At 57.2% G+C, this 25,084-nt stretch carries 25 protein-coding genes; 7 read left to right on the forward strand and 18 right to left on the reverse strand.

Annotated features, from left to right (window positions below):
- Nucleotides 1–12: 12 nt before the first annotated feature.
- The 15 genes from rnhB to rpsB all read right to left on the reverse strand — a co-directional run bounded on the left by rnhB (nt 13) and on the right by rpsB (nt 14,488).
- Complete coding sequence (rnhB, locus tag BGP77_RS16850) at nt 13–627, reverse strand: ribonuclease HII (RefSeq protein ID WP_108165858.1); 615 nt, start codon at nt 625–627, stop codon at nt 13–15.
- The gene (gene lpxB, locus BGP77_RS16855) at nt 624–1,793 is read right to left on the reverse strand and encodes a lipid-A-disaccharide synthase (protein ID WP_108165859.1); all 1,170 of its coding nucleotides are present in this window, start codon (nt 1,791–1,793) and stop codon (nt 624–626) included. Before lpxB ends, rnhB begins: the two co-directional genes overlap by 4 nt.
- A complete protein-coding gene (gene lpxA / locus BGP77_RS16860) occupies nt 1,793–2,563 on the reverse strand; it encodes an acyl-ACP--UDP-N-acetylglucosamine O-acyltransferase (RefSeq protein ID WP_108165860.1) in 771 nt (256 codons plus the stop codon). Before lpxA ends, lpxB begins: the two co-directional genes overlap by 1 nt.
- On the reverse strand, nt 2,560–3,018 hold the full coding sequence (fabZ, locus tag BGP77_RS16865) for a 3-hydroxyacyl-ACP dehydratase FabZ (RefSeq protein WP_108165861.1): 459 nt from the start codon (nt 3,016–3,018) through the stop codon (nt 2,560–2,562). Before fabZ ends, lpxA begins: the two co-directional genes overlap by 4 nt.
- A complete protein-coding gene (gene lpxD, locus BGP77_RS16870) occupies nt 3,015–4,067 on the reverse strand; it encodes a UDP-3-O-(3-hydroxymyristoyl)glucosamine N-acyltransferase (protein WP_108165862.1) in 1,053 nt (350 codons plus the stop codon). The genes fabZ and lpxD overlap by 4 nt, the downstream gene beginning before the upstream one ends.
- Nucleotides 4,067–4,621 (reverse strand): OmpH family outer membrane protein, encoded by a 555-nt coding sequence (locus BGP77_RS16875; protein ID WP_108165863.1) that lies wholly within the window; start codon nt 4,619–4,621, stop codon nt 4,067–4,069. The genes lpxD and BGP77_RS16875 overlap by 1 nt, the downstream gene beginning before the upstream one ends.
- 49 nt (nt 4,622–4,670) lie before the next feature.
- Nucleotides 4,671–7,001 (reverse strand): outer membrane protein assembly factor BamA, encoded by a 2,331-nt coding sequence (gene bamA, locus BGP77_RS16880; RefSeq protein WP_158269415.1) that lies wholly within the window; start codon nt 6,999–7,001, stop codon nt 4,671–4,673.
- A 38-nt stretch (nt 7,002–7,039) separates the two neighbouring features.
- Nucleotides 7,040–8,392: an RIP metalloprotease RseP gene (gene rseP, locus BGP77_RS16885; protein WP_108165865.1), complete on the reverse strand. Its 1,353-nt coding sequence runs from the start codon at nt 8,390–8,392 to the stop codon at nt 7,040–7,042.
- On the reverse strand, nt 8,389–9,567 hold the full coding sequence (gene ispC, locus BGP77_RS16890) for a 1-deoxy-D-xylulose-5-phosphate reductoisomerase (RefSeq protein WP_108165866.1): 1,179 nt from the start codon (nt 9,565–9,567) through the stop codon (nt 8,389–8,391). Before ispC ends, rseP begins: the two co-directional genes overlap by 4 nt.
- Nucleotides 9,564–10,388 (reverse strand): phosphatidate cytidylyltransferase, encoded by an 825-nt coding sequence (locus BGP77_RS16895; RefSeq protein ID WP_108165867.1) that lies wholly within the window; start codon nt 10,386–10,388, stop codon nt 9,564–9,566. Before BGP77_RS16895 ends, ispC begins: the two co-directional genes overlap by 4 nt.
- A 2-nt stretch (nt 10,389–10,390) precedes the next feature.
- Nucleotides 10,391–11,146, reverse strand: coding sequence for a polyprenyl diphosphate synthase (gene uppS / locus BGP77_RS16900; RefSeq protein ID WP_108165868.1), 756 nt, complete (start codon nt 11,144–11,146; stop codon nt 10,391–10,393).
- A gap of 161 nt (nt 11,147–11,307) precedes the next feature.
- On the reverse strand, nt 11,308–11,865 hold the full coding sequence (gene frr, locus BGP77_RS16905) for a ribosome recycling factor (RefSeq protein ID WP_108165869.1): 558 nt from the start codon (nt 11,863–11,865) through the stop codon (nt 11,308–11,310).
- Nucleotides 11,862–12,602, reverse strand: a complete 741-nt coding sequence (gene pyrH, locus BGP77_RS16910) for a UMP kinase (RefSeq protein WP_108165870.1) — start codon at nt 12,600–12,602, stop codon at nt 11,862–11,864. Before pyrH ends, frr begins: the two co-directional genes overlap by 4 nt.
- Before the next feature lie 151 nt (nt 12,603–12,753).
- Nucleotides 12,754–13,620: a translation elongation factor Ts gene (gene tsf, locus BGP77_RS16915; RefSeq protein ID WP_108165871.1), complete on the reverse strand. Its 867-nt coding sequence runs from the start codon at nt 13,618–13,620 to the stop codon at nt 12,754–12,756.
- Between the two features lie 118 nt (nt 13,621–13,738).
- Complete coding sequence (gene rpsB, locus BGP77_RS16920; RefSeq protein ID WP_108165872.1) at nt 13,739–14,488, reverse strand: 30S ribosomal protein S2; 750 nt, start codon at nt 14,486–14,488, stop codon at nt 13,739–13,741.
- Between the two features lie 317 nt (nt 14,489–14,805).
- Between rpsB and map the strand changes: the two genes are divergently transcribed.
- The 5 genes from map to dapD all read left to right on the forward strand — a co-directional run bounded on the left by map (nt 14,806) and on the right by dapD (nt 20,993).
- Nucleotides 14,806–15,582 (forward strand): type I methionyl aminopeptidase, encoded by a 777-nt coding sequence (gene map / locus BGP77_RS16925; RefSeq protein WP_108165873.1) that lies wholly within the window; start codon nt 14,806–14,808, stop codon nt 15,580–15,582.
- 65 nt (nt 15,583–15,647) lie between these two features.
- Nucleotides 15,648–18,332 carry a [protein-PII] uridylyltransferase gene (gene glnD / locus BGP77_RS16930; protein WP_370446853.1) on the forward strand — a complete coding sequence of 895 codons (2,685 nt, stop codon included), beginning with the start codon at nt 15,648–15,650 and terminating at the stop codon, nt 18,330–18,332.
- Nucleotides 18,329–19,510, forward strand: a complete 1,182-nt coding sequence (gene dapC / locus BGP77_RS16935) for a succinyldiaminopimelate transaminase (protein ID WP_108165875.1) — start codon at nt 18,329–18,331, stop codon at nt 19,508–19,510. Before glnD ends, dapC begins: the two co-directional genes overlap by 4 nt.
- A gap of 58 nt (nt 19,511–19,568) precedes the next feature.
- Complete coding sequence (locus BGP77_RS16940; protein ID WP_108165876.1) at nt 19,569–19,919, forward strand: arsenate reductase; 351 nt, start codon at nt 19,569–19,571, stop codon at nt 19,917–19,919.
- A gap of 45 nt (nt 19,920–19,964) precedes the next feature.
- Nucleotides 19,965–20,993, forward strand: a complete 1,029-nt coding sequence (gene dapD, locus BGP77_RS16945) for a 2,3,4,5-tetrahydropyridine-2,6-dicarboxylate N-succinyltransferase (RefSeq protein ID WP_108165877.1) — start codon at nt 19,965–19,967, stop codon at nt 20,991–20,993.
- A 175-nt stretch (nt 20,994–21,168) separates the two neighbouring features.
- Here dapD and BGP77_RS16950 read toward each other — a convergent pair whose 3' ends face one another.
- Both BGP77_RS16950 and BGP77_RS16955 read right to left on the reverse strand, forming a co-directional pair.
- Nucleotides 21,169–21,957 (reverse strand): DeoR family transcriptional regulator, encoded by a 789-nt coding sequence (locus tag BGP77_RS16950; RefSeq protein WP_108165878.1) that lies wholly within the window; start codon nt 21,955–21,957, stop codon nt 21,169–21,171.
- A 2-nt stretch (nt 21,958–21,959) separates the two neighbouring features.
- The gene (locus BGP77_RS16955) at nt 21,960–22,820 is read right to left on the reverse strand and encodes a hypothetical protein (RefSeq protein WP_146171278.1); all 861 of its coding nucleotides are present in this window, start codon (nt 22,818–22,820) and stop codon (nt 21,960–21,962) included.
- A gap of 284 nt (nt 22,821–23,104) precedes the next feature.
- On the opposite strand from BGP77_RS16955, the gene BGP77_RS16960 reads away from it, so the two are divergent.
- Nucleotides 23,105–23,686 (forward strand): superoxide dismutase, encoded by a 582-nt coding sequence (locus BGP77_RS16960; RefSeq protein ID WP_108165880.1) that lies wholly within the window; start codon nt 23,105–23,107, stop codon nt 23,684–23,686.
- A 161-nt stretch (nt 23,687–23,847) separates the two neighbouring features.
- On the opposite strand, the gene BGP77_RS16965 is transcribed toward BGP77_RS16960, so the two are convergent.
- Complete coding sequence (locus BGP77_RS16965; RefSeq protein ID WP_108165881.1) at nt 23,848–24,480, reverse strand: helix-turn-helix domain-containing protein; 633 nt, start codon at nt 24,478–24,480, stop codon at nt 23,848–23,850.
- 218 nt (nt 24,481–24,698) lie between these two features.
- On the opposite strand from BGP77_RS16965, the gene gcvH reads away from it, so the two are divergent.
- A complete protein-coding gene (gcvH, locus tag BGP77_RS16970; RefSeq protein ID WP_199224296.1) occupies nt 24,699–25,079 on the forward strand; it encodes a glycine cleavage system protein GcvH in 381 nt (126 codons plus the stop codon).
- Nucleotides 25,080–25,084 lie beyond the last annotated feature (5 nt).

The following is a 25,084-nucleotide window of genomic DNA, read 5'->3' on the forward strand; positions in this document are numbered from 1 at the left end:
ATAAAGCGGTGTTCAGATAGTGCGGTCGCGGGCCAAAGCCCGCTGCACCGGCGCATAACTGCGACGGTGATGATCGGTGACGCCGTGTTCGGCCAATGCCGCCAAATGTTCAGCGGTCGGATAGCCTTTATGGCGCGCAAATCCATACTGCGGAAAGCGTTGATCCAGTTCAACCAGTTCCTGATCGCGTTGCACCTTAGCCAGAATAGAGGCCGCACTAATGGCTTCAACCTTGCCGTCACCGCCGACAACGGCTTCGGCCGGGCACGGCAAACCGGTGGGCAGACGGTTGCCATCAATCTGGCAAAATTCCGGCACCACGGACAAGCCTGCCACCGCGCGGCGCATGGCCAGCAAACTGGCCTGAAGAATATTCAACTCGTCGATTTCCGCCACGCTGGCCCGGGCCACACACCAGGCCAGCGCCTGAGATTTGATCTGCTCTGCCAGGGCTTCGCGACGTTTGGCGGTGAGTTTTTTGGAATCAGCCAGACCGGCGATGGGTTGTTGTGGGTCAAGAATGACGGCGGCGGCGACGACATCGCCTGCCAGTGGTCCGCGCCCGACTTCATCAACACCCGCAACGCGCTGGATGCCTGCGTCGAAATCGAAACCGCCCTGGGTCATTGTGGCGCAGCACCGGCCACCGCCAGAACCGCTTCAGCCGCCCGTTCATCGGCGTTGCGCGCTAACTGGCGATGCAAAAAGGTGGCCCGTTGTTCGAATTGGTCACGGTATTCGGCACTGTCGAGAATATGAATCAAATCCTCACACAACCGTTCTACGGTGGCGTCATACTGCAACCGCTCCGGTACCCAATCGGCCTGCGCCAGCACATTGGGCAACGACGCCCAGCGACTGGTCGCCAGCGCCTGAACAATACGATGAGTGAGCGCATTCAACCGATAAGCCACAACCATGGGTCGTTTCAGTAACATGGCTTCCAGCGCTGCCGTGCCCGATGCCAGCAAGACGCCATCGGCTGCCGCCATAACGGTATCGGATTGACCGTCAATCAGATCAATGTGCAATCCATTGCCGTGACGCAAAACCGCCGCTTCAATCTGTTCGCGGCGATGCTCGTTGGCCGCAGGGATCAGCACCCGAACCGGCCCGGTGCGATGCTGCAATTGCGTGGCCGCCTGCAAAAACAACGGCGCCAGACGACTGACTTCTGAACCGCGACTGCCCGGCAAGACCGCCAGACAACGCTCGCCATCCGGAATTTCCAGAATGCGCCGAGCGGCTTTTTGATCAGGCTCCAGCGGCAGACTGTCCGCCAGCGTATGGCCGACGAAGGTTACCGGTACATCGTGTTCCCGGTAAAAGTCGGCCTCGAAAGGGAACAACGTCAGAATATGGTCGACCGACTCACGAATCTTTTTCACCCGACCTGAACGCCAGGCCCAAACCGACGGCGACACATAGTGGACGGTGCGAATACCGGCTTCGCGCAGTTGCCGCTCCAGAGCCAGATTAAAATCGGGGGCATCGATACCGACAAAGACGTCCGGTTTCCAGTGCAGGCACCAGTCGCGATAGCGCGCGCGAATACGGAAAAGCTCACGCAATCGACCCAGCACTTCCGCCAAGCCCATAACCGACAGACGCTCCATGGGCACACGGCTGTCCAGACCTTCGGCCATCATGCGTGGGCCGCCGATACCGGCAAATTCGATATTGGGGTGTTGGCGGCGCAAGGCCTTCATCAGACCGGCGCCAAGAATATCGCCACTGGCCTCACCGGCCAGCAGCGCGACACGCAGCTTGGTCGGCTTTTTTACAGTGGCCATCAACGCAATATGCCTCGGGTCGCCGTCGCTATGCTGTCGATAAAAGGTTGGATTTCCGGATGCTCGGCCGCTTGAGGTTCCAACACCACCAGGGCGTCTTGCACCGTACGGCCTTCGCGGTACACCGTTTTGTAGGCGCGGCGCAAAGCGCTGATCGCCTGGGCGCTGAATCCGCGCCGGCGCAGGCCTTCGAGATTCATTCCATGCGGCGCAGCGGGGTTACCCTGCACCATCAGGTAAGCGGGAACGTCTTTCACCAAGGTTGTGCCAGCGCCCAAAAAGGCATGTGCGCCAATATGACAAAACTGATGAATGCCACAGTTGCCACCCAGGATGGCGTGATCACCCACGTGCACATGGCCCGCCAACTGAGTGCCGTTGGCAATGATGACGTGGTCACCCATCACCACATCATGCGCGACATGGCTGTAGGCCATTAACAGACAGTTGCTGCCGACCCGGGTTTCGCCCTGATCCTGAACGGTGCCACGGTGCAGCGTTACCCCTTCGCGAATGGTGTTGTTATCACCCACGATCAGCTTGGTCGGTTCACCGTTGTATTTCAGATCCTGGCAAGCTTCACCGACACTGGCGAATTGAAAAATTCGGTTGCCACGACCAATCACTGTCGGGCCTTGAACCACCACGTGCGGACCAATCCAAGTGTCGGCACCGATTTCCACATCCGCGCCAATGATGGAATAAGGGCCAACTTCAACGCCCTCACCCAGACGCGCCGATGGATCAACAATGGCGGTAGGATGAATCACGAGCTTTGCTTCCGTTCAGCGCAGACGATATCGGCGGTAGCGGCCAATTGACCGTCCACTTCGGCCCGGCACTCAAAGCGGAAGATGCCTCGGCGCTCTGACACCAGCTTGGAATGCAATTCCAGGCGATCACCAGGTACCACCTGACGCTTGAATTTGACGTTATCCAACCCGGCGAACAAATAGAGGTAGCCATCGGCCGGGCGATTGCCGCTGGTGGCAAAACCAAGAATCGCCGATAACTGGGCCAGCGCTTCACAAATCATCACGCCCGGAAAAATGGCCTGACCTGGAAAGTGCCCGTTGAACACCTCTTCATTACCCGAGACATTCTTGTAGCCTTGAGCGCTTTCACCCGCGACCAGATCGGTCACCCGATCGACCAGCAAAAAGGGGTAGCGATGCGGCAGGTACGTTTTAATGGCCTCATGATCCAGGGGTAACGACAGCGTCATTCGGAGTCCTCTTCATCAGCGGCCGATGCCGCCTGTTGTTCCAATTTTTTTAAGCGTTGTTCCAGTTTATCCAGCTTCTGTAAGCGCACCACTGTCCGTCGCCATTCGGTATTGGGTTGCAATGGCCAACCCGACGAATAGACACCCGGTTCAGCCGGCGCCTTGGTCACCATCGACTGACCGGTAAAGTGCGTACCGGGCAGTACTTTAATATGGCCATTAACGCCCGTCTGACCGCCAATCGTACAACCGGCGCCCACTTCGGTACTGCCAGCAACACCCGATTGACTGACCATAGCGACGCCCTGACCGAGGTGCACGTTATGACCCAGCTGCACCAGATTGTCGATGATCACATCATCGTCAATCACGGTGTCGTCAATGGCACCACGATCCACCGTACAGTTAGAACCGATATCCACCCGATTACCGATGGTCACGCCGCCCAGCTGGGCGATGCGTTCCCAGCCGGGTGCTGCGGGGGCAAAACCGAAACCGTCGCCTCCGAGTACCGTACCCGAATGAATGCGGCAATCTTCGCCCAAGGTCACGCCGTAATGTACGGTCACATTCGGCATTAAGCGCGTGCGCTGACCGATCAAGACGCCCGCGCCAACATAACAACCCGCACCAATCACGACCCCGTCGGCCAAGTGACAACCCGCCTCGATGACGGCCTGAGCGCCAATGCTAACCTGGTCTCCGATCACAACGCCCTCTGCGACGACAGCACTGGGGTGTACACCGGCATAGGGCTGCGGTTCACGGGAAAATTCACGGGACGCGCGCGCATAGGCTCGATAAGGATCATCCACCACCAACAAGGCGGCATCGGCCGGTGCAGAACTGACGGCCGACTCATTGAGCAATATCGCGCTGGCTGCGCAGTCGGCTAACTGACGACGGTACTTAGCCGACGACAAAAAGGTCAGTTCACCCTTAACGGCCTTGTCGAGCGAAGCGGGCTTAGTCAGCGGCTGATCCCATTGATCCGCCGCACCCTGCAGCTGCGCGCCCAGCAGTTGCGCCAAGGTCCGCGCTGTTAGCATCAGTTCGCGCCGCCCTGTTCAGCGACCAGACTGTCAAACTCGTTCAATACCGCTTCGGTAATATCCAGCGAGTTGCGATGATAAATGACCGCACCCTTGTCCAGAATCAGGTCGTACTGTTCGCCCACTACGTTTTCAACAGACTGCGCCAGAATAGGCTGGTACTGACGAATAAAGGCACTGCGACGCTCGGTCTGAACCTGTTGCAGCTGACGTACCAGCTGTTCACGCTCACGCAGTCGGCTTTGCAAATCCGATTGCAACCGCGACCGTTCCTGCTCCGTCATAACATCGGCATCGGTACGCGCCTGACTTTGCAACTGGCGAATGGATTGCTCCAGCGTTTGCACCTGCTGTTCTTCTTCCGCAAATTCCTGCTTCAGTGCCGCACTGGCCTGTTGCGCCACCTGGCTGTTGAACAACACATATTCCTGATCCAGCAGGGCGATTTCAGCGGCCAGTGCCGGTCCGGCGAACAGCGATACAGAACACAGTGCCGCCAGGACAACCCGGCGTACGCTAACATACGGCGCTTTGATTCGATTCAAGTTCACAGCGACTCCCGTTTTTCTTTGCGATGAATGGTTTTCGTCTCAAACCCGGTCAGTATGACAGACCAATGGTAAAGGCAAAGCTCTTCTCCTGGTCCCCATCCTGGGCGTTCAGCGGCCAGGCGTAGCTCAGGCTCAATGGCGCCAGCGGCGTAATCCAGGTGACATCGATACCCGCGGCATAGCGCATTTCACGGATGTCGACGCCTTCATCACAACCGCTGTTACCCGCGCGGCAGTTATCGGTAAAGACATTACCGCCATCGATAAACAACGAGGTCCGGAACGTAGACTGGTCTTCCACCAATGGCATCGGTACCAACAGCTCCGCACCATACTCAACTTTGATGTTGCCACCAATCGGATCGGCGTCGTCATCCACGGTTTGTGGCGTACCCAGCGGGCCCAGCGAGTTCGGCTGATAACCGCGGATGGACCGCACACCGCCGGAATAAAAGTTCTTATAGAAGGGTAGCTGGCTGGATTCGCCATAACCACCGCCATAACCCAGATCGGTGTGCAGACGAATGCTGTACTGATCGTTAATAGGGAAATACTGCTCCGCACCGGCAGTCAGACGGTAATAAGTCAGATCACCCAAGGGCGTGGCCACTTCAGTAGCCACCGTCATCTGCCGGCCGCGCGTGGCTTTGAAAGTACCGTTCAGGCTGTTGTACACCCAGGAAACACGGGCATCCACAATGTCGTAGGTGCCTGGATTATTGTCTTTAAAATCCGTCAGTTCCTGAGGTGCTGAGTCACTGACGAAGAGCTCGTCCTGGCTGTAACCCAGGGCGTAATTAACACGCTGATTCTCTGCGATCGGATAACCCAGGGTCAGACGGCCACCGAAGGTGTTCGTGGCGTAAGTATCAAAGGTAGTACTGCTGAAATCGGTTCGACGATAGAACAAGTCGATACCGCGACTGACGCCATTGATGGTGAAGTACGGATCGTTGAACGACAGGTTATAACTCTGCTGGCTCTCATTCACCGTCACTGACGCTGAGAAGTCATAACCCTTACCCTGGAAGTTCTTCTGATCCACCCGCGCCTCGGCAAAGATACCGCTGGCATCGGAGAAACCAATGGAACCGGTAATCTGCGAATTGGTGGTCTCTTCAACCTCTACAACCAGATCCACCAGATCATCACGACCGGAAACCCGTCGGGTGTTGATGTTCACCGAACTGAAGTAACCCAGTCGCTCCAACCGCGCGCGCGATTGGCGAATATTGCGGTTAATCACCAGCCCCCGCTCCAACTGACGCAATTCCCGACGAATTACTTCATCGTTGGTCGCGGTGTTGCCGCGAATTTCAATGCGGTTCACATAGACCGGCTGGCCCGGGTTCACTTGCAGCGTCACCGACACCGTTAATGTATCGGCATCGGGTTCTAATTGCGGACGCACGTCAGCAAACGCATAACCGCGCTCACCCAGCTCATTGGTGATGTTGGAACTGATATTGGCAATGGTTAAACGTGAATAGGTGTCGCCCGGTTCGGCGGTTACCAAAGCGTTCAATTCGTCGTCCAGGCCCACCAGATCGCCCGTCAGCTCAACATTCGACAGCGTATAGGGCTCGCCTTCGTGAACGTTATACACCAGCGTAATGGCGGATTTGTTGTCCGCAATGGACACCTGAGTGGATTCCAGCCGGAAATCGAGATAACCGCGATCCAGGTAATAATTTTCCAGACGCGATTCATCGCCGGTCAGCTGAGCCTGACCAAAGCGATTACGACGGGCAATAAATTGAAACGGATAACGCGTGGAACTGGTTTCGCGCATTTGCAAGGCATCGAGCAGTTCGGCGTCGGTGAAAATACGGTTACCGGTGATCTCAATGTGATCGACTTTCGCCACCGGACCTTCGCTGATATCCAGTTCAATGTCGACCCGGTTCAGCGACAAGGGCGTGACCACCAAATCAACACTGGCGTTATAGCGGCCTTGAAGGCTGTACTGACGCTCCAGTTCCAGCTCGATGCCTTCCAACAGCGACTGACTGTAGATCTCGCCTTCATCCAGACCGACATTTTCCATAACGCGTTCAAGTGAATCGGTCGGGATCGATTTGTTGCCAGAAAATTCCACACGGTGAATGGCCGGACGCTCGGTCACATCGAAAATGAGTTCATCGCCTTCACGCGAGACGCGGGCGTCATTGAAATAACCGGTATCGTTAATTGCTCGCAGCCAGTCGGCTGCATTATCCGTATCAACGCGATCCCCTTCCTGGATGGGTAACGCCTGCAGCACCGAGCCCAAAGAAACTCGTTGCAGTCCGTTAACGGTGATAGCAGACAACTCAAAAGGGGCGGCCAACGCGCCGACACTCAGCAGCATGGTCATCAGTGCTGCACCGGCGGATTTCATAACAACTCTCAAACGATTACCCCTACTACCCATCACATTCAGCCCAGACGGCCGAGATCATTAACAAACGCCAGCATCATCAGCCCCAGCACCAGCAACAAACCCAGCTGCGACCCAATCATCTGCACGCGCTCGGACAACGGCCGACCGCGTAACCACTCAATGCTGTATAAAAGAATGTGGCCGCCATCGAGTATCGGAATGGGCAATAAATTCACCACGCCCAAGCTGATGCTGATAAAAGCCAGAAAACGCACAAAACTTTCCAGGCCACCCTGAACCGAATCGCCCGCCATTTGTGCCATGGAAATCGGCCCGCCAATTTGCTGAACCGAGACCAAGCCGCTGAGCATTTTACCCAACATTTCAAAACTCAGGTGCACCATTTCCCAGGTGTCCTGCAAGCCCAACCAAATGCCGGTCCAGGGCGCCACACGAAACGTCAATAAACGATCTTCGGGCCACTCAACCGGAGCGGCGGCTGTGCCAATAAATCCCTGCGTCTGACCATCCAACTGGCGCTCATTCGGCGTCAGTGTCAGTTGCATCGGCTGGCCGTCGCGGATCAGCTCGACATTCAAATCGAGCCCGCCATTGGGCTGGATCACAGCCACCCAGTCCAGCCAATTTTCAATGGCTTGACCATCCACGGCGACGATGCGATCACCGCTTTGCAAGCCGGCTGCCGCACCAGCGCCGTCGGCAAAAACCTCACCGATAACTGCCGGCGTTGACGGCCGATCCGGGTACAGCCCCAGGTTCGCTAACGGATTCGGTTCAGATTCCGACGCCAGCCAGCGTTCAACCGGAATGGAGCGTGTTGCCAGGGAGCCATTGGCTTGCTCAACCTGAAACTCCAGCGCACCGCTGTCGCCAACCCGACGCGCTAACGCCAGGCTGATACCGCGCCACGAATCGACATCCTGGCCGTCAATGGCGGTGATGCGATCCGCTTCAGAAAACCCCGCCACAGCTGCCGGTGAGTTAGGCGCAGGCGCTTCGACATAGGACGCCAGTTCACGCACACCCAGGCTGTACAACAAGGCAAAAGCGACAATGGCAAACAAAAAATTCGCCGCTGGCCCGGCGCTGGCCACGGCAATGCGTTGCAGCGGCGTCTTGGTATTGAATGCTTGGTCACGCTCAGCCGGGTCGACCGGAGCCTCACGCTCATCGAGCATTTTTACGTAGCCGCCCAGCGGTATCCAGGCGATGGCAAATTCAGTGCCGTGGCGATCGTACCAGCGCAGCAACGGCCGACCAAAGCCAATGGAAAAACGCAGCACCTTAATGCCATTGCGCCGTGCTACCCAGAAATGACCGTATTCGTGCACCGTCACCAAAATGCCCAGTGCAATCAGAATACCCACCACAGAGTTCAACACGCTCATGCGCTCATCTCCTTGATCACCGTGGTCGCTACTTGTCGCGCCCGATGATCCACCTCCAGCAATTGTTCAACCGAACTCACGGCCATGGTGCCCAGCCGGTCCATGGTTTGCTCATTAATGCGGGCCAGATCGGTAAAACCCAGCCGCTCATCCAGAAAGGCGGCAACGCTGACTTCATTGGCGGCATTGAGCACCGTTGGCAAGGTGCCACCCGCCGCAATGGCCTCTTCGGCCAGACGCAGGCACGGAAAGCGCTGGCGGTCGGGCTGATCAAACGTCAGTTTTAACGTGGGATCGAATGCCAGCGGCGCACTGCCACTGGTAATGCGTTCGGGATAACCCAGTCCATAAGCGATGGGCGTGCGCATATCGGGCGTGCCCAACTGCGCAATCACCGAACCGTCCAGATACCGCACCATCGAATGGATGATGCTTTCCGGGTGGACCACCACCTCAACGTCAGCGGGCGTGAGGCCAAACAGCCAGCAGGCCTCGATCAGCTCCAGTCCTTTGTTCATCAGCGAGGCGGAGTCGACCGAAATTTTCGCACCCATGGACCAATTCGGATGTGCCACAGCCTGTGCCGGCGTGACCCGAGCCAACTGCGCGGCGGGCGTATGCAGGAAGGGACCACCGGAGGCGGTCAATAACACCGACGCGACGCCCTGACGGCGATGCTCCGCTGGTAAACATTGGAAAATGGCGTTGTGTTCACTGTCGATGGGCAGCAATTGCGCGCCGGATTCAGCCACAGCGCGCATTAATAAATCACCGGCAACCACCAGGCTTTCTTTGTTCGCCAGCAGTAAGCGTTTACCCGCGCGGGCAGCGGCCAAAGACGACGTCAGACCTGCAGAGCCGACAATGGCAGCCATCACCACATCCACGTCCGGCGATGCAGCCACCTCAGCCAGAGCCGCCTCGCCCACCAGAATGTCGGTGGTCACCGGGCCCAGCAAATCCTGCAATTGGTGGCGGGCCTCATCGTCAGGCACCACCACCCAACGCGGTTGAAACGCCCGAGTCTGTTGCGCCAGACGTTCAATATTGCGGTGACCACTGATGGCGACCAACTCAAAGCGATCCGGGTGGCGCTCAATCACATCCAGCGTATTAACGCCCACCGAACCGGTGGCGCCTAATACACAGACACGTTGCGGGCGCGCCGGACTCATACCGAAATCACCACCAATAACAGGCAAAACAACGGCGTTGCCGCACACAGGCTGTCGATGCGATCGAGAATACCGCCGTGACCGGGCAACAATTGGGAGGAATCTTTAATACCGCGATAGCGTTTGAGCAAACTTTCCAGCAGATCGCCCAGCACTGAAATGGCCACCAGCACCGCACTGACCAGTACCAACGCCAACCACTGCAGGGATATCAACGGAGGCAAAAAGATCACCGCCACGACCACCGACACCAGAATCGACGTTGCCATACCACCATAAACACCGGCCCAGGTCTTACCGGGGCTGACGTTTGGCGCCAACTTACGGTTTCCGAAAGCCCGGCCGGCAAAGTACGCACCGATGTCCGCGCCCCAGACCAACAGCATCAGCCAGGTCAACACCAGCGCATCGTCTTCACGACCTTTCAGAACATTCAGGCCCAGCCAGAACGGTACCAGCACAGGCACGCCCATCAACAGGCGCACCCAACGACGACGGATCACCGTCTGGCTGCCGGGGTAAGTCAGTACCAGCAGTAAAGCCAATAACCACCAGAGCAAGGCAACGATCATCAGCGTTTGCCAACTGATCTGTGCGCTAAGCCGCCACCAATCGATACCGAGCAATATAGCTGCACCGGCAATACCAACGGTCAGGCGAGTGATGGTCCGACTGTAGCCGGCGAGGTTGGCCCATTCCCAGGCCGCCAAAACGACGATGAGTCCAATAAACAACGAAAAATAGTCAGCCGGCAGCAAATAAATGCCAGCCAGCATCAGCGGGGCCAGTACCAGGGAGGTAATCAGGCGTTGTATAAACATAATCAGGAACTCAGCGTCTGCTCCAGTTGCTCATCGGTTCGACCAAAACGTCGTACTCGATTGGCATAGCTGGCAAAAGCCCGCTGCAGTGATTCCTGGTTGAAGTCCGGCCAGAACTCAGGTGTGAAATAGAATTCCGTGTAGGCAAACTGCCACAACAAGAAATTGGAAATGCGTTGCTCACCGGCGGTGCGTATGCACAAATCCGGCGGCGGCAAATCACCCAGAGCCACGCGCGCTTGCAAGCTTGCTTCGGTCACATCCGCCGGCGTTAACCGACCGGCTGCGACGTCATCAGCTAAGCTACGGGCGGCCTGGGTAATGTCCCAGTGCCCGCCATAGTTCGCCGCGACCGCCAGCGTCATGCCGGTGTTGTCGGCCGTCAGCTGTTCAGCAGCAACAATCGCTTTCTGGATGGCTGCGCTAAACCGGCTGGTATCGCCGATGATACGCAAGCGCAGATTATTCTTGTGCAGCTTTTTCACTTCCCGGTTCAGCGCCATCAGGAACAAATCCATCAGGGCGTTGACTTCTTCCGTCGGCCGTCGCCAGTTTTCCGAACTGAAGGCGTAGAGCGTTAGCACTTCCACTCCGGCCCGCGCCGAGGCTTCCACCACGGTACGCACGGACTTGGCGCCTGCCTTATGACCCGAAATCCCACCCATCAATCGCTTTTTTGCCCAACGATTATTGCCATCCATGATTATGGCCAGATGGCGAGGAATGCTCTGCTCTCCCTGATCTTGGGCAGTGGTCATAGGCGATCCATTGTTCGGTTAGTGTTCGACGCCGTCCCGGCGCAACGAACTCCTGGCGTTTTGGCACACTGGTCATACAACCAGCGTCACTCAGGGACTGAAAAAACTAAAGGCAACATGGCTTTGCCATGCTGCCTCCCCTCTCTTGCTTGAGTCAGGTCTTAGACCGTCATCAACTCTTGCTCTTTTTCTTCTAAATGCTTTTCGACGGTAGCGATGGCTTTGTCGGTCAGCTTCTGAATATCGTCTTCACCGTTGCGACCTTCATCTTCCGACAGCTCTTTTTCCTTCACCAGATCTTTGATCGTGGCGTTGGCATCGCGACGGCCATTGCGGATGGACACACGGGCTTTTTCGGCCTCGGCGCGCGCCACCTTGATCATGTCTTTGCGCGTTTCTTCGGTCAGCGCCGGCATAACGACACGAATTTTGTCACCGGAGGTGGCCGGGTTCAGCCCCAGATCCGCCTTCATGATGGCCTTTTCGATTTCCGGCACCATGTTCTTTTCCCAGGGCACAATGGCCAGGGTGCGACCGTCTTCGACGGTGATATTGGCCACCTGTTGCAGGGGTGTGTCGACACCATAATAGCTGACGCTTAACGCGTCGAAGATGGACGGGTTGGCCCGGCCGGTACGGATGCGGTTAAAGCCTTCGTCTAGCGCGACCAGAGCTTTTTTGTTGTGCGCTTCCGTTTCCTTCTTAATGTCTTCGATCATGCAGTAATGTCCTCTGCCATGAGCGTACCCTCACTGCCGCCAACCATCAGCGACACCAAGGCTCCTGGCTTGTTCATGTTGAATACCCGAACCGGCATATTATGATCCCGCACCAGACAGACAGCCGTCAAATCCATCACGCCTAACTGCTTCTCCAGTGCCTCGTCATAGCTCAGGCGGTCGTATTTTACCGCATCCGGAACGGTTCGGGGATCAGCACTGTAAACGCCATCCACATTGGTGGCTTTCAGTACCAGATCAGCTTCGACCTCGATGCCACGCAAGCAGGCAGCGGAGTCGGTGGTGAAAAAGGGGTTACCGGTACCGGCGGAGAAAATGACCACATCGCCCTGAGTCAGGTAACGAATCGCGCTGCGACGATCATAGTGCTCGACAATGCCCGACATGGGAATGGCCGACATGACCCGGCTGCGGATATTGGAACGTTCGAGCGCATCGCGCATCGCCAGTGCATTCATCACGGTCGCCAGCATGCCCATATGATCGCCGGTAACGCGATCGAGGCCCGCCTCGTGCAATGCTTTGCCTCGAAACAGATTGCCGCCACCGATCACCAGACCCACCTGCACACCAATACCCACCAACTGACCAATCTCCAGCGCCATGCGATCCAGCACTTTCGGGTCGATACCAAAACCCTGCTCGCCCGAGAGGGCTTCGCCACTGAGTTTGAGCAAGATGCGTTTATAACGAGGGTGGGAATCTTTGGTCGGCATGGCAACTCGTCCTTTGGGAAAATGAATGAGCTCGCTTTGAGCAGCTCAGGCTTGGCCAGTGCAGTATAGCGATCGAACTGCGCGAAGGCAGTGACCTCGTCGAGGTCTGCACCAGCCAAAAAAAAGGGCAGTCAAGCTGCCCTTTTCTTACTTAGCTGCCCTTGGCAGCGGCGGCGACTTCAGCGGCGAAGTCAACTTCCTCTTTCTCGATGCCCTCGCCCACTTCCAAGCGAGTGAAACCGGTCAGAGTAGCGCCAGCGTTCTTAACCAGGTTACCCACTTTGGTGTCCGGGTCTTTAACGAACGGCTGTTCCAGCAAAGAGATTTCAGCAACGAACTTCTTCAGACGACCGCCAACCATCTTCTCGATGATCTCAGCCGGCTTGCCAGAGTTCTCAGCCTGAGCCGCAACCACTTCTTTCTCGCGGTCGAGCACGTCCTGAGGAACGTCGTCGGCAGAAACGTATTGCGGGTTGATCGCAGCCACGTGCATGGCAACGTCACGACCCAACTCTTCGTTGCCACCTTCCATTTCAACAGCAACGCCGATACGGCCGCCGTGAACGTAGGTTGCAACGGTTTTGCCAGCACCGCCGATCAGGAAAGCACGACGCACGTCGATTTTCTCACCGATCTTCTGAACCAGCGCTTCACGCTCAGCTTCCAGACCCGCCGCCATCAGCGCAGCGATATCGGTCTGCTTGTCAGCCATCGCCTGATCAGCAACTTTGTTGGCGAAGTTCAGGAAGTTTTCGTCACGAGCGACGAAGTCAGTTTCGCAGTTCACTTCCAGCAGCAGCGCTTCGCTGTTGTCGGCAGACTGGCGAGTGATGATGACGCCTTCAGCTGCAGTACGACCGGCTTTCTTGGCCGCTTTCAGACCAGAAGCCTTACGCAGGTTGTCGATGGCCGCTTCGATGTTGCCGTCGGCTTCAACCAGGGCCTTCTTACATTCCATCATGCCCAGGCCAGTGCGCTCACGCAGTTCCTTTACCAGGGCCGCAGTAATAGTAGCCATGTTCATTTCCTCGAGGTTCGGTTCAATTCGATAATGACACCGGTCGGTGACCACCCGGTGACCGAGCTAACAAAAAGGGGCCGTGGCCCCTTTGTTGTGCGGCCGGTGCCTGTGCTGCTTACTCGGCAGCCGGTTCGTCAGCGGCTTCTTCAGCCACTTCAACAAACTCATCTGCTTCGGTTGCGTTTGCAGCACGCGCTTCCAGAATCGCGTCAGCAACAGAGCTGGCGTAGATTTCGATGGCGCGGATAGCGTCGTCGTTACCCGGAATGACGATATCAACACCGTCCGGGTTGGAGTTGGTATCGACAACGCCGATGACCGGAATACCCAGCTTGTTCGCTTCCTGGATAGCAATGCGCTCATGGTCAACGTCGATCACGAACAGAGCGTCCGGCAGGCCGCCCATGTCTTTGATACCACCGATGGTTTTTTCCAGCTTCTCGATCTCACGCTCACGCATCAGACGTTCTTTCTTGGTCAGCTGTTCAAAGGTGCCATCACCACGCTGAGTTTCCAGTTCACGCAGACGCTTGATGGAAACACGGATGGTTTTGTAGTTGGTCAGCATGCCGCCGAGCCAGCGGTGAACCACATAGGGGCTACCGGCACGGGTTGCTTGCTCACGCACGATGTTGCTGGCAGAGCGCTTGGTACCCACGAACAGAATCTTGTTCTTACCACCAGCCATTTGGCCGATGCGGGCCAGAGCGGAATTCAACGCAGGAACGGTGTGCTCCAGGTTGATGATGTGGATCTTATTGCGGGCGCCAAAGATGTATTTGCCCATCTTCGGGTTCCAGTAACGGGTCTGGTGACCGAAGTGTACGCCTGCTTTAAGCAGGTCACGCATAGAAACAGTAGCCATATTGTCCTCACTGTTCGGGTTAAGCCTCCACACGCCCCATGATCCAACCTCGGCCCGTTTGGGCAAAGGCACCCGGAATCATGTGCCGGCGCATGTGAGAGTTAGGATTCACCAGCGGTTGTCCACTGGCAGTATACTCAGGCCAACCACCAGGCAGCCCAGAGCGGCGCGCTTTATACCACAGCGAACCATCAAACTCAACGCCAAGCGGCGCAACGAGCGCCCTGCAACCGCCTGGCTTTATGTCACAAGGCTGCAACCTGTCTACAAAATCGGTAAACTAGCGCGCTACGAATCACCTTCTGTTTGAGACTCTCATGGCTGTAACCATTAAGACCGCTGACGAAATTGAAAAGATGCGCGTTGCTGGCCGCCTGGCGGCCGACGTACTGGAGATGATCGGCGAGCATGTCAAACCCGGCGTCAGCACCGGTGAGCTCGACCGTCTGTGCCACAACTACATTGTTGATGTGCAACAAGCGATACCGGCACCGTTGAACTACGGCAACCCTCCGTTCCCCAAATCGGTCTGCACCTCGGTTAACCACGTCATCTGTCACGGCATCCCCAGCGACGACAAGATTCTCAAGAAGGGCGATATCGTCAATATCGACGTCACCGTCATTAAAGATGGCTATCACGGCGATACCAGTAAAATGTATTTCGTCGGCGAAGCCCCGGCGCACCTGGAGCGTCTGGTCCGGGTCACTCAGGAATGCCTCTATAAAGGCATCGAGCTGGTTAAACCCGGCACGCGCCTGGGCGACATCGGTCACGTCATCCAGCAACACGCCGAAAGCAACTATTACTCAGTGGTGCGCGAATATTGCGGCCACGGCATTGGCGCGGTGTTCCACGAAGACCCGCAAGTGCTGCACTACGGCAAGCCAGGCACCGGCCTGGAGTTGAAAGAAGGCATGACGTTCACCATCGAACCCATGATCAATGCCGGCAAGCCGCAGTCCAAAGTGCTTGGCGACCAATGGACCGTTGTCACCAAAGACCGCAAAGCCTCGGCGCAGTGGGAACACACCCTGCTGGTCACCGCCACCGGCGTCGAGGTACTCACCAAGCGCACTGAAGAAAGCTTCTAAGATCCGGTTCCGGCCGCCCGGCCGGGCCTCGTCTACCGGCCGTAGCCGGTTTTCCTGTGGGACGAATGATGACGCTGAGCGAATACGCTGACACCGATCTGGTCGATATCGACGGCTTGCGCCAAGCGCTGGCCGAGCGTCCGCCCATTCCTGTTTTGCGTCAGGCGCTGGATGACCTGCAACAACGCCTCGACAAGCGCTTCGATCACGGCGAGCCCATCCGCAGCCTGGTGTTCGGCCGTGCCTGGGCGATGGATCAGATTCTGCACACCGCCTGGCAGCAGTTTGAGTGGCACCAGAGCGATAACCTGGCACTGATCGCGGTCGGCGGCTATGGCCGCGGTGAACTGCTGCCCAAGTCCGATATTGACTTGCTGCTGTTGTTTACCGACGAGGCCAGCATCGACGCCAATGTCGAATCGATTCAGTCGTTCCTCACCCTGATGTGGGACCTCAAGCTCGACATCGGCCACTCGGTGCGCACCATCGACGCCTGCCGCGAAGAAGCCGAAAACGACGTCACCGTCACCACCAACCTGATGGAAAGCCGAACGCTGGCGGGCAACACCGGCCTGCGATTAAAAGTCAGCGCGTTAATCAGCCCGGCACACATCTGGCCGAGTGATGCCTTCTATAAAGCTAAGATTAACGAGCAGACTCATCGCCACCAGAAGTACCACGAAACCGAATACAACCTTGAGCCGAACGTCAAAGCCGGTCCCGGAGGTCTGCGTGATATTCAGACCGTTGCCTGGGTGGCCAAACGCTATTTCGGCGATACCGATCTGAGCGAGCTGGTCGAGCGCGGTTTTCTCACTGACGCCGAATATCAGGGCTTGCTCGAGGGTCAGGATTACCTGTGGCGCATCCGCTATGCGCTGCACCGATTCAGCGGCCGCGAAGAAGACCGTCTGCTGTTCGATTTGCAGGAAAAAGTCGCCGAACAATTCGGTTACCGCGACCGAGATGGCCAACTCGCCGTCGAACATTTAATGCAGGATTACTTCCGTCAGGTGTTCCGACTGCGTGCGCTGAACATCATGCTGTTACAGCATTTCGATGAAACCATTCTCGGCGCCGAAGACGACGATCAGGTCATTCCCATCAACACCCGTTTTCAGGTCAGCGGTGGCTACATCGAAACCATCGACGAAACGGTCTTTATCCGCACGCCTTCAGCATTGATGGAAGTCTTTGTGCTGTGCGCTCAGCGCCCGGAAATTAAAGGCATTCGCGCGGCGACCTTGCGGCAGATTTTCGCCAACCGTCATCGCATCGACGGCAAGTTCCGCCAGGATTTGCGCAACATCACCTTCTTTATGGAACTGATGCGCAGCCCGGCGGGTGTCTCGACCAACCTGATGCGCATGAACCAGTACGGCGTGCTCGGTCTCTATCTGCCGGAGTTCGGCCGCATCGTCGGACAGATGCAATACGATCTGTTTCACGTCTACACCGTTGATGCCCACTCGCTGCTCACCATTCGCAACCTGCGCCGTTTCCGCCACGCCAACAACACCGTTCAGTTCCCCATCGCCACCAAAATCATTCACCAGTTACCCAAGGTGGAACTGGCGTATGTGGCGGCGCTGTATCACGACATCGGCAAAGGCCGTGGCAGCGATCACTCCATTGAAGGCGCCGAAGAAGTGCAACGTTTTGCGCGTCGTCATCGCTTAACGGGCTGGGAATCCGATCTGGTCGTGTGGCTGGTGCGCAATCATTTATTGATGTCGATGACCGCGCAACGCCAGGACATATCCGACCCCGAAGTGATCAACCACTTTGCTCAGCAAGTCAGCGATCTGCACCGCTTAAATTATTTGTACGTGCTGACCGTCGCCGACATCTACGCCACCAACCCCAACCTGTGGAATTCGTGGCGCGCCTCCTTGTTGAAAAAACTCTACAACGAAACCTTGCGAGCGCTGCGGCGCGGTTTGGAAAATCCGGTTAATAAAGAAGAGCGCATCGAAGAAGTGAAAAACGGTGCGCTGGCGTTGCTGCGTGACGATGGTTATTCCGAAACCGAAATTCTCGAACTCTGGGACAATCCGGGCGACGATTATTTCCTGCGCGAATCGGCCGAAAATATTGCCTGGCATACGCGCGCCATTGCCAACCACGGCCTGAATGTACCGCTGGTATTGATTCGTGAAACCGACGCCGAAGGCTACGCCGGTGCGACCCAGGTCTTCATCTATGCGCCGGACCGTCCACACCTCTTTGCCGACATCGCCGCCTGCCTCGATCAGTTGGAACTCGACATTCAGGACGCACGCATCATGACGTCCTCGTCGTCCGACTTCAGTCTCGACACCTTTATCGTACTCGACGAAGACGGTCACAGTATTGGCGACAACCCCGAACGGCTGCGTGACATTCAACGCCGCCTGCTGCTCGCCATTCAAGACCCGGAAGAAACCGCCACACCCAATCGTCGACTGTCGCGCCGGCTTAAGCATTTCGCCATGCCGCCGCAGATCACCGTCAGTAACGACCCCTCAAACCAGCGCACCGTGGTCGAAGTCATCACCTCCGACCGCCCTGGTCTGTTGGCCGATATTGGTCGTGCCTTCAAACGGCTCGATCTGCGCATGCAAAGCGCGCGTATTTCCACGCTGGGCGAGCGCGTCGAAGACGTCTTTTTTGTGGTGGATCGTGACGACGAACCCTTGCACGAACCGCGTCTGGTCGAGAATCTGCAAAGCACCCTGGAAGCCATCATCGTGGAAGGACAAAGCGAATGAACAGCCGGATGGCGCGTCTGCATCCCTACCCCTTTGAAAAACTCAAAGCGCTGACCGCCGACATTCAACCGGCGAATCTCCCTGCCGTGTTGTGGGGCATCGGCGAACCCAAGCACGCCGCGCCTTCGTTTCTGGCCGAACAGCTGCACGCCAGTCTGGATGGGTTTTCGATGTATCCGGCCACTGCCGGGTTGCCGCAATTGCGCCAGGCCATCGCCGACTGGTGTCAACGTCGCTATGGGTTAAAAGAGGCCGAACTGAGCGCCGATGAAAACGTGCTGCCCGTCACCGGTACACGCGAAGCGCTGTTCTCGGTGGTACAGGCGTTATTCGATGCCGACTCATCGAAAAACGACGTCTGGATGCCCAATCCGTTCTACCAAATCTACGAAGGCGCCGCCTTCCTCGCCGGGGGTGAACCACGCTATTTGCCGTGCACCTTTGATACCGGTTACCAACCCGATTTCAATGCGCTCAGCGATGCCGACTGGGACAACTGCCAGCTGCTGTTTATCTGCAACCCGGGCAACCCATCGGGCCGTTTAATCGAGCTCGATCAGCTGCGCGCGCTGGTCAAAAAAGCTCGCGAGCACGATGTCATTCTGGTCAGTGATGAGTGTTACTCGGAACTCTATCGCGATGAAAACAATCCGCCGCCGGGCCTGTTGCAAGCGGCCAGCCTGGAGGGCGGTTTCGATCACTGCCTGGTGTTTCACAGCCTGAGCAAACGCTCCAACTTGCCCGGTTTGCGTTCCGGTTTTGTGGCCGGCGATGCCGACTTACTGGCGACTTTTTTGCGCTATCGCACCTATCACGGCTGCGCCATGCCATTGCCGACGCAGCACGTGTCAATCGCCGCCTGGAACGACGAACGCCACGTCGCCGAAAACCGTCGACTGTACAACCAAAAATATCAGGCCGTGCAGCAGATTCTCGGTGACAAAATGCCGGTGGACATCCCCGACGCCAGCTTTTACCTTTGGCCCAACCTGGAAACTGACGACGAGCAAATCGCGCGTTTGTGGCTGGAAAAAGCCAACATTCACGTACTGCCCGGTCAATATTTGTCGCGCCAGGTCGACGGCATCAACCCTGGTTACGGTCACGTGCGCATTGCGCTGGTCGCCGAGCTGGATGCCTGCATCGAAGCGGCCGAGCGGTTGCGACCTCTACTCTGAGCAAGACCTTGAATAACCACGACTTCCAACCCGACAACAGCCTTATGGGGCGGACGCCATGATCCGAATCTACGGAATACGCAACTGCGACACCATTAAAAAAACCCTCGCCTGGTTTAACGATCAGGGCGCGGATTACGAGTTCATCGACTACAAAAAAACACCGCCGACCGAAGACCTGCTGCGCGCCTGGTTTCCACACGTCGGCTGGGAAAGTCTGATCAACAAACGTGGCACCACCTGGCGCAACATCGACGATGCGCGCAAAACCGGTTTAACGCCGGAAAAAGCCATCGAGCTGATGATCGAAAACCCATCGCTCATCAAACGACCGGTGGTGGAACAACGCGGCCTGGCGGCAGTGGGTTACAACGAACAGGCTTTTAAAGATTTGCTGTCGCTGGATTAACCCAGCGTCGCTCCCGAACTGACTAAAGATACTGAGGAAAACCGGATGAGTTATTTCGCTCTGGCCGTCGGCACGGCCACCCGCAACAAGGATGGCAAAATCATCGAGGCCTGGTTTCCAGAGCCGATTCTGAACCCAGCAGACGCTCTGGTTTCAGCGCTGACCGAAGTGGTCAAACTGAACGGTGGCAACGAAGTCTTCGTGCTCGAAAGCGCCCAGATGAACGAATTGGCCAGCCGCTTTGAAAGCGCTGGCAACAGCGTCAGCGCCCAGTTCTGCCGCGCCGCTGAATCCAGCCATCAAACGCTGGTGCTGACGGTTCTGGAAAGCGACGCCGCACCCAGCTCTGTGGCTGAGGGTTACCTCAAACTGCAACTGATTTCGCACCGCCTGGTGAAACCGCACGGCTGTTCACTGGAAGGCCTGTTCGGCTTGCTGCACAACATCGCCTGGACCAGCGAAGGTCCGATCGATCTGCCGGAATTGACTGAACGTCAAATGGAAGCGCGTCTGGCTGGTCGAGTGCTGGAAGTAAACTGCGTCGATAAATTTCCCAAGCTGGCCGACTACGTCGTGCCGTCCGGCGTGCGGGTGGCCGATACCGCTCGCGTTCGCCTCGGCGCGCACCTGGGCGAAGGCACCACCGTCATGCACGAAGGCTTTGTTAACTTCAACGCCGGCACCCTGGGTACGTCCATGGTCGAAGGCCGTATTTCAGCCGGCGTCGTTGTCGGTGAAGGCTCCGACGTTGGTGGTGGCGCGTCCATCATGGGCACGCTGTCCGGCGGTGGCAAAGTGGTTGTCTCCATGGGCCAGAACTCCCTGCTCGGCGCCAACTCCGGTTGTGGCATTCCGCTGGGCGACCGCTGCACCGTCGAAGCCGGCCTATACATCACCGCGGGCACCAAGGTCACCCTGCTCGACAGCAATAAGCAACCGGTCGAAACCGTCAAAGCCCGCGACCTGGCTGGCAAGCCAGACCTGCTGTTCTGGCGCAACGCTGAAACCGGCCGTGTGGAATGTTTAACCAATAAATCCCAGGTTGAATTGAACAGCGAGTTGCATAAGAACTAGGCGCGCGGAGCGCGCCCGCTTAACGGGAGACGCTAAAACATAAACCGGCCCGTCGCTGACATTTAGCATGTCCCGAGTGCGCAGCACCCAGGCGTTAAGCAAAAAGGGAGGCCCCGTAAGGTGCCTCCCTTTTTCGTATCCTGCGTCTCCCGTCTCCCGGCGCGCTTCAGCGCGCCTAAGCGTCTCCCGCAATTAACAGCCTCACTTCTGCGGCCGTTAATTGCTCAACAATTGCCAACGGCGGCGGCACATCGGTCACAAACACATCGGCCTGCGTAATGTGCCCAAGGCGCACCATGGCGCGGCGGCCGAATTTGGAGTGGTCGGCGGCGAGCAAGACTTGCCGGCTTTGTTCCATGATGGTCTGGGCGACACGCACTTCACGGTAATCGTAGTCGAGCAGAGCACCGTCTTCTTCAATGCCGCTGATGCCGATAATGCCGTAGTCGAGTTTGAACTGACGGATAAAATCGAGCGTCGCCTCACCCACAATGCCACCATCGCGCGCGCGCACTTCGCCGCTGGCAACGATCACCCGAAAATCTTCCTTCGGGCTGAGAATCGCCGCCACGTGAAGGTTGTTGGTGATCACCTGCAAGCCGCGGTGCTGCAACAGCGCCTGGGCAATGGTTTCGGTGGTGGTGCCGATGTTAATAAACAGACTGGCGTGGTCGGGAATTTGCTGGGCAACCAACTGCGCAATGCCTTCTTTGGCGCCGTGATTGAGAATTTGCCGATCCTGATACGACAAATTTTCGGTCGAATTTACCGGGCTGGCACCGCCGTGAAACCGGGCGATCAAACCGGCATCGGCCAGTAAGGTTAAATCACGACGGATGGTTTGCGGCGTTACATCAAAAGCGGCCACCAGATCATCGATGGTGGCGTGACCACCTTCCTCGATGCGCTGAACAATGGCCGCCTGACGCGGATTAAACGACCGATCAATTGCCCGGCTGGCCATGGTTATTGGCTGCCACCCAAGGCGGTAACGCGCGCATCCAGAGCCTGCAACTGTTCACTCAACGCCACCAGACGGCGGTTGGTTTCCAGTCGGCCGTTGTCGATGGAATCGAGGCTGCGATCCAGATTATCAACCTGATCAGCCAGCTCACCAATGTCCATCATCTGGTTTTCCTGCGCCAGTGTCAGCGACACCATGCGCTCATCAATTGCCTGCGCATCAAAGCCGTTCAACTGGCCTTCCACAGCGGTTACCGCCCGGTCCAGATCGGCGGCCAGCGCTGCCAGTTCATCCAGCTGTCCATCCACCGTGCTCAGCGTTTCGCTCTGACTGTCGAGGCGTGATGTCACGTTACCCAACGACCCTTGCATATCGGCCACGGCCGCCTGGTTGGCTTCAATCCACTCGCGGTTACGTTCGTTCGAAACCGCCCACAACTTGCGGATTTCCGACATCTGAAACTCATCGGCTTCCGACAGACTGTTAAAGCGCGCATTGATCGCAGTTTCGTTCATCGCCACCGATTCATCGGTCTGCGTCAGCGCCTGCTCCAGCGTTACCAACCGGTCATCCGCCAATTGCAGACGTTCATCGTATTCGGCCAGCGTCTGGCGCTGGCTGAGCACCAACAGCAACAGACCCAGCACCAGAACCAGCGCCGTGATTAACAGTCCCCACACCAGCGTACCGGCACCACTACTGCCACCACTGTCCGTTGGTGACGTCGCTTTTGGTTTCGGGCTCGGGCTGGGTTTCGGTGCGGCTTTCTTAGCCGGTGTCGGCTCGGCAGGACGACGATTACGAATGTCGTCACGGTCCGGCATCATGGGGGGAAAATCCTGTCCCGGCTTGGAATCGGCCATGGTTTTCACTACCTGTTCGAATGGGAATGCGTCCGGCCATTATAGAGAGCGGCCTTGCTGTAACAAGAGCCACAACAGCAGTTGTAAACAGCGCTGTGATCCGTGCAACCACACACACAACTGGCGCGGTTACGAACCCTGCCTTGTCGAGCGTGTCCATCTGCGACCTGGGCCCCTTGAAACACCGATGAAACGGCCTGATTATGCTTTACTGAGTCAACGATGGGAGGCTCCGTGACCCTCCCGGCCATTTTTATTACTAAACCGACAGAGGGAGAGCAACCATGGCTTTTGAACTGCCAGCATTGCCATACGCAAAAGACGCCCTGGAACCGCACATTTCCCAGGAAACCCTGGAATACCACCACGGCAAACACCACAACACCTACGTCACCAAGCTGAACGGCATGGTGCCGGGCACCGAATTCGAAGGAAAAAGCCTCGAAGACATCATCAAGTCAGCTTCTGGCGGCATGTTTAACAACGCCGCTCAAATCTGGAACCACACCTTCTACTGGCACTGCCTGAGCCCGAACGGCGGTGGCGCTCCAACGGGCGCGGTTGCGGATGCCATCAACGGCAAATGGGGTTCCTTCGACGCCTTCCAGAAAGAATTCGACGAAAAAGCCGCCGGCAACTTCGGTTCAGGCTGGACCTGGCTGGTGAAAAACTCCGACGGCTCTGTTGAAATCGTCAACACCGACGACGCCGGCACCCCGATCACCAGCGGCCAGACGCCGTTGCTGACCGTTGACGTTTGGGAGCACGCCTACTACATCGACTACCGTAACTCTCGCCCGGATTACCTGGCGGCTTTCTGGAAGCTGGTGAACTGGGAATTTGCGAATGAAAACTTCGCCAAATAACTGCTAGACGCTGAACGGGAGACGGGAGACGCTGATCAGCGAAAACCCGACACTCGCCGACGAAGCACTAAGAAAGGGAGGCACCGATCGGTGCCTCCCTTTTTTTGTACCCAGCGTTCAGCATCTCCCGTCAAGCGTTTCCCGGCGCGCCCAAAGCGCACTCACGCCGTCACCCACAAGCACACCGCATCCTCTTCACTGGTGCTGACCAGCGCATGCCCCATGGTGCAGTCGTAATAGGCGCTGTCGCCTTCGAACAGTTCCACCGGTTCGTAGAATTCGGTGTAGAACAGAATCGAGCCACTGAGCACGTATAAAAATTCTTCGCCGTCGTGGCGCACCCAGTCGGGAAAATCTTCGAACGAACGCACGTGCACGCGGGTACGAAACGGCACCATCTTTTTCTGCGTCAGTTCCGTGGCCAGCAGTTCGTGTTCGTAGGTCGGCGTCGGGTGGGGTTTGCCTTCACCGGCGCGGGTGATGTCACGGCGGCCGCTGGCGCGACTGTCGGTGCTCGGTTGGGCAAACAGTTGCGGAATGTCGATGCCCAGGCCATGCACCAGTTTGTTCACGGCGGTAAAGGTAGGCGATATCTGTTCGTTCTCAATTTTCGACAGCGTGGACCGCGCCAGGCCCGTCCGTTGGCTGGCTTCTTCGAGCGTCAGGTTCTGGCTTAAACGAATGGCGCGCACGCGCTGACCCAGCTCCAGCGGTTCGAGCGTGGCTTCGTGACCGTCCTTGCGGCTGATTTCCGGCGACGGTTTGGATTGATCGTGCAGGAAGTGCGGGTCCATGGCGGCGTGTTTCCTATCAGAGACATTACAGATGACACCTGCCAGCAAGCGTCATGCCGGACGAGTATTGCACAGCCACCGGCCACGGGAAACGCCCGGCGACCAAAAGTTGACCATCAGGTCCGCTTGTTTCCTATAGGAAATTTTTTATTGTTTTAGGGGAAAACCGTTGCTAGGCTGCGCGCCATTCCTGCCTACCTTTTTCAGTGGAGATGTACATGTCTACTTCACCCGAAACCTTGCGTTATACCGCCAGCCACGAATGGGTCCGCGACCTGGGCGATGGCGTGGTGGCTGTCGGCATCAGCGATCACGCTCAGACCCAACTGGGTGATGTGGTGTTTATCGAACTGCCCGAGCTGGGCCGTCAGGTGTCCGCCGGTGAAGCCGTGGCCGTGGTGGAATCGGTGAAAGCCGCATCCGACATTTACAGCCCGCTGGCCGGTACGGTACTGGCCTGCAACGAAGCGCTGACCGAGGCGCCAGAGCAGCTGAACGAAGACCCGTACGACACCGGCTGGTTATTCCACCTGCGTCTGGACGACCCCAGCGTCATCAACGACCTGCTTTCAGCCGACCAATACAACGCCCAGCTCTGATACCA

This window comes from Saccharospirillum sp. MSK14-1, assembly GCF_003054965.1.
Classification (GTDB): Bacteria; Pseudomonadota; Gammaproteobacteria; order Pseudomonadales; family Natronospirillaceae; genus Saccharospirillum.

Excerpts from the sequence above, each read along its gene's own strand:
- gcvH (WP_199224296.1), top strand. The coding sequence starts at position 24,699 with ATGTCTACTTCACCCGAAACCTTGCGTTATACCGCCAGCCACGAATGG.
- dapD (WP_108165877.1), top strand. The coding sequence starts at position 19,965 with ATGAGTTATTTCGCTCTGGCCGTCGGCACGGCCACCCGCAACAAGGAT.
- glnD (WP_370446853.1), top strand. The coding sequence starts at position 15,648 with ATGATGACGCTGAGCGAATACGCTGACACCGATCTGGTCGATATCGAC.
- rpsB (WP_108165872.1), bottom strand. The coding sequence starts at position 14,488 with ATGGCTACTGTTTCTATGCGTGACCTGCTTAAAGCAGGCGTACACTTC.
- pyrH (WP_108165870.1), bottom strand. The coding sequence starts at position 12,602 with ATGCCGACCAAAGATTCCCACCCTCGTTATAAACGCATCTTGCTCAAA.
- lpxD (WP_108165862.1), bottom strand. The coding sequence starts at position 4,067 with ATGCTAACAGCGCGGACCTTGGCGCAACTGCTGGGCGCGCAGCTGCAG.
- frr (WP_108165869.1), bottom strand. The coding sequence starts at position 11,865 with ATGATCGAAGACATTAAGAAGGAAACGGAAGCGCACAACAAAAAAGCT.
- rseP (WP_108165865.1), bottom strand. The coding sequence starts at position 8,392 with ATGAGCGTGTTGAACTCTGTGGTGGGTATTCTGATTGCACTGGGCATT.
- rnhB (WP_108165858.1), bottom strand. The coding sequence starts at position 627 with ATGACCCAGGGCGGTTTCGATTTCGACGCAGGCATCCAGCGCGTTGCG.
- fabZ (WP_108165861.1), bottom strand. The coding sequence starts at position 3,018 with ATGACGCTGTCGTTACCCCTGGATCATGAGGCCATTAAAACGTACCTG.
- BGP77_RS16965 (WP_108165881.1), bottom strand. The coding sequence starts at position 24,480 with ATGGACCCGCACTTCCTGCACGATCAATCCAAACCGTCGCCGGAAATC.
- BGP77_RS16940 (WP_108165876.1), top strand. The coding sequence starts at position 19,569 with ATGATCCGAATCTACGGAATACGCAACTGCGACACCATTAAAAAAACC.
- BGP77_RS16960 (WP_108165880.1), top strand. The coding sequence starts at position 23,105 with ATGGCTTTTGAACTGCCAGCATTGCCATACGCAAAAGACGCCCTGGAA.
- dapC (WP_108165875.1), top strand. The coding sequence starts at position 18,329 with ATGAACAGCCGGATGGCGCGTCTGCATCCCTACCCCTTTGAAAAACTC.
- uppS (WP_108165868.1), bottom strand. The coding sequence starts at position 11,146 with ATGACCACTGCCCAAGATCAGGGAGAGCAGAGCATTCCTCGCCATCTG.
- lpxB (WP_108165859.1), bottom strand. The coding sequence starts at position 1,793 with ATGGCCACTGTAAAAAAGCCGACCAAGCTGCGTGTCGCGCTGCTGGCC.
- BGP77_RS16950 (WP_108165878.1), bottom strand. The coding sequence starts at position 21,957 with ATGGCCAGCCGGGCAATTGATCGGTCGTTTAATCCGCGTCAGGCGGCC.
- map (WP_108165873.1), top strand. The coding sequence starts at position 14,806 with ATGGCTGTAACCATTAAGACCGCTGACGAAATTGAAAAGATGCGCGTT.
- ispC (WP_108165866.1), bottom strand. The coding sequence starts at position 9,567 with ATGAGTCCGGCGCGCCCGCAACGTGTCTGTGTATTAGGCGCCACCGGT.
- bamA (WP_158269415.1), bottom strand. The coding sequence starts at position 7,001 with ATGAAATCCGCCGGTGCAGCACTGATGACCATGCTGCTGAGTGTCGGC.
- BGP77_RS16955 (WP_146171278.1), bottom strand. The coding sequence starts at position 22,820 with ATGGCCGATTCCAAGCCGGGACAGGATTTTCCCCCCATGATGCCGGAC.
- tsf (WP_108165871.1), bottom strand. The coding sequence starts at position 13,620 with ATGGCTACTATTACTGCGGCCCTGGTAAAGGAACTGCGTGAGCGCACT.
- BGP77_RS16895 (WP_108165867.1), bottom strand. The coding sequence starts at position 10,388 with ATGTTTATACAACGCCTGATTACCTCCCTGGTACTGGCCCCGCTGATG.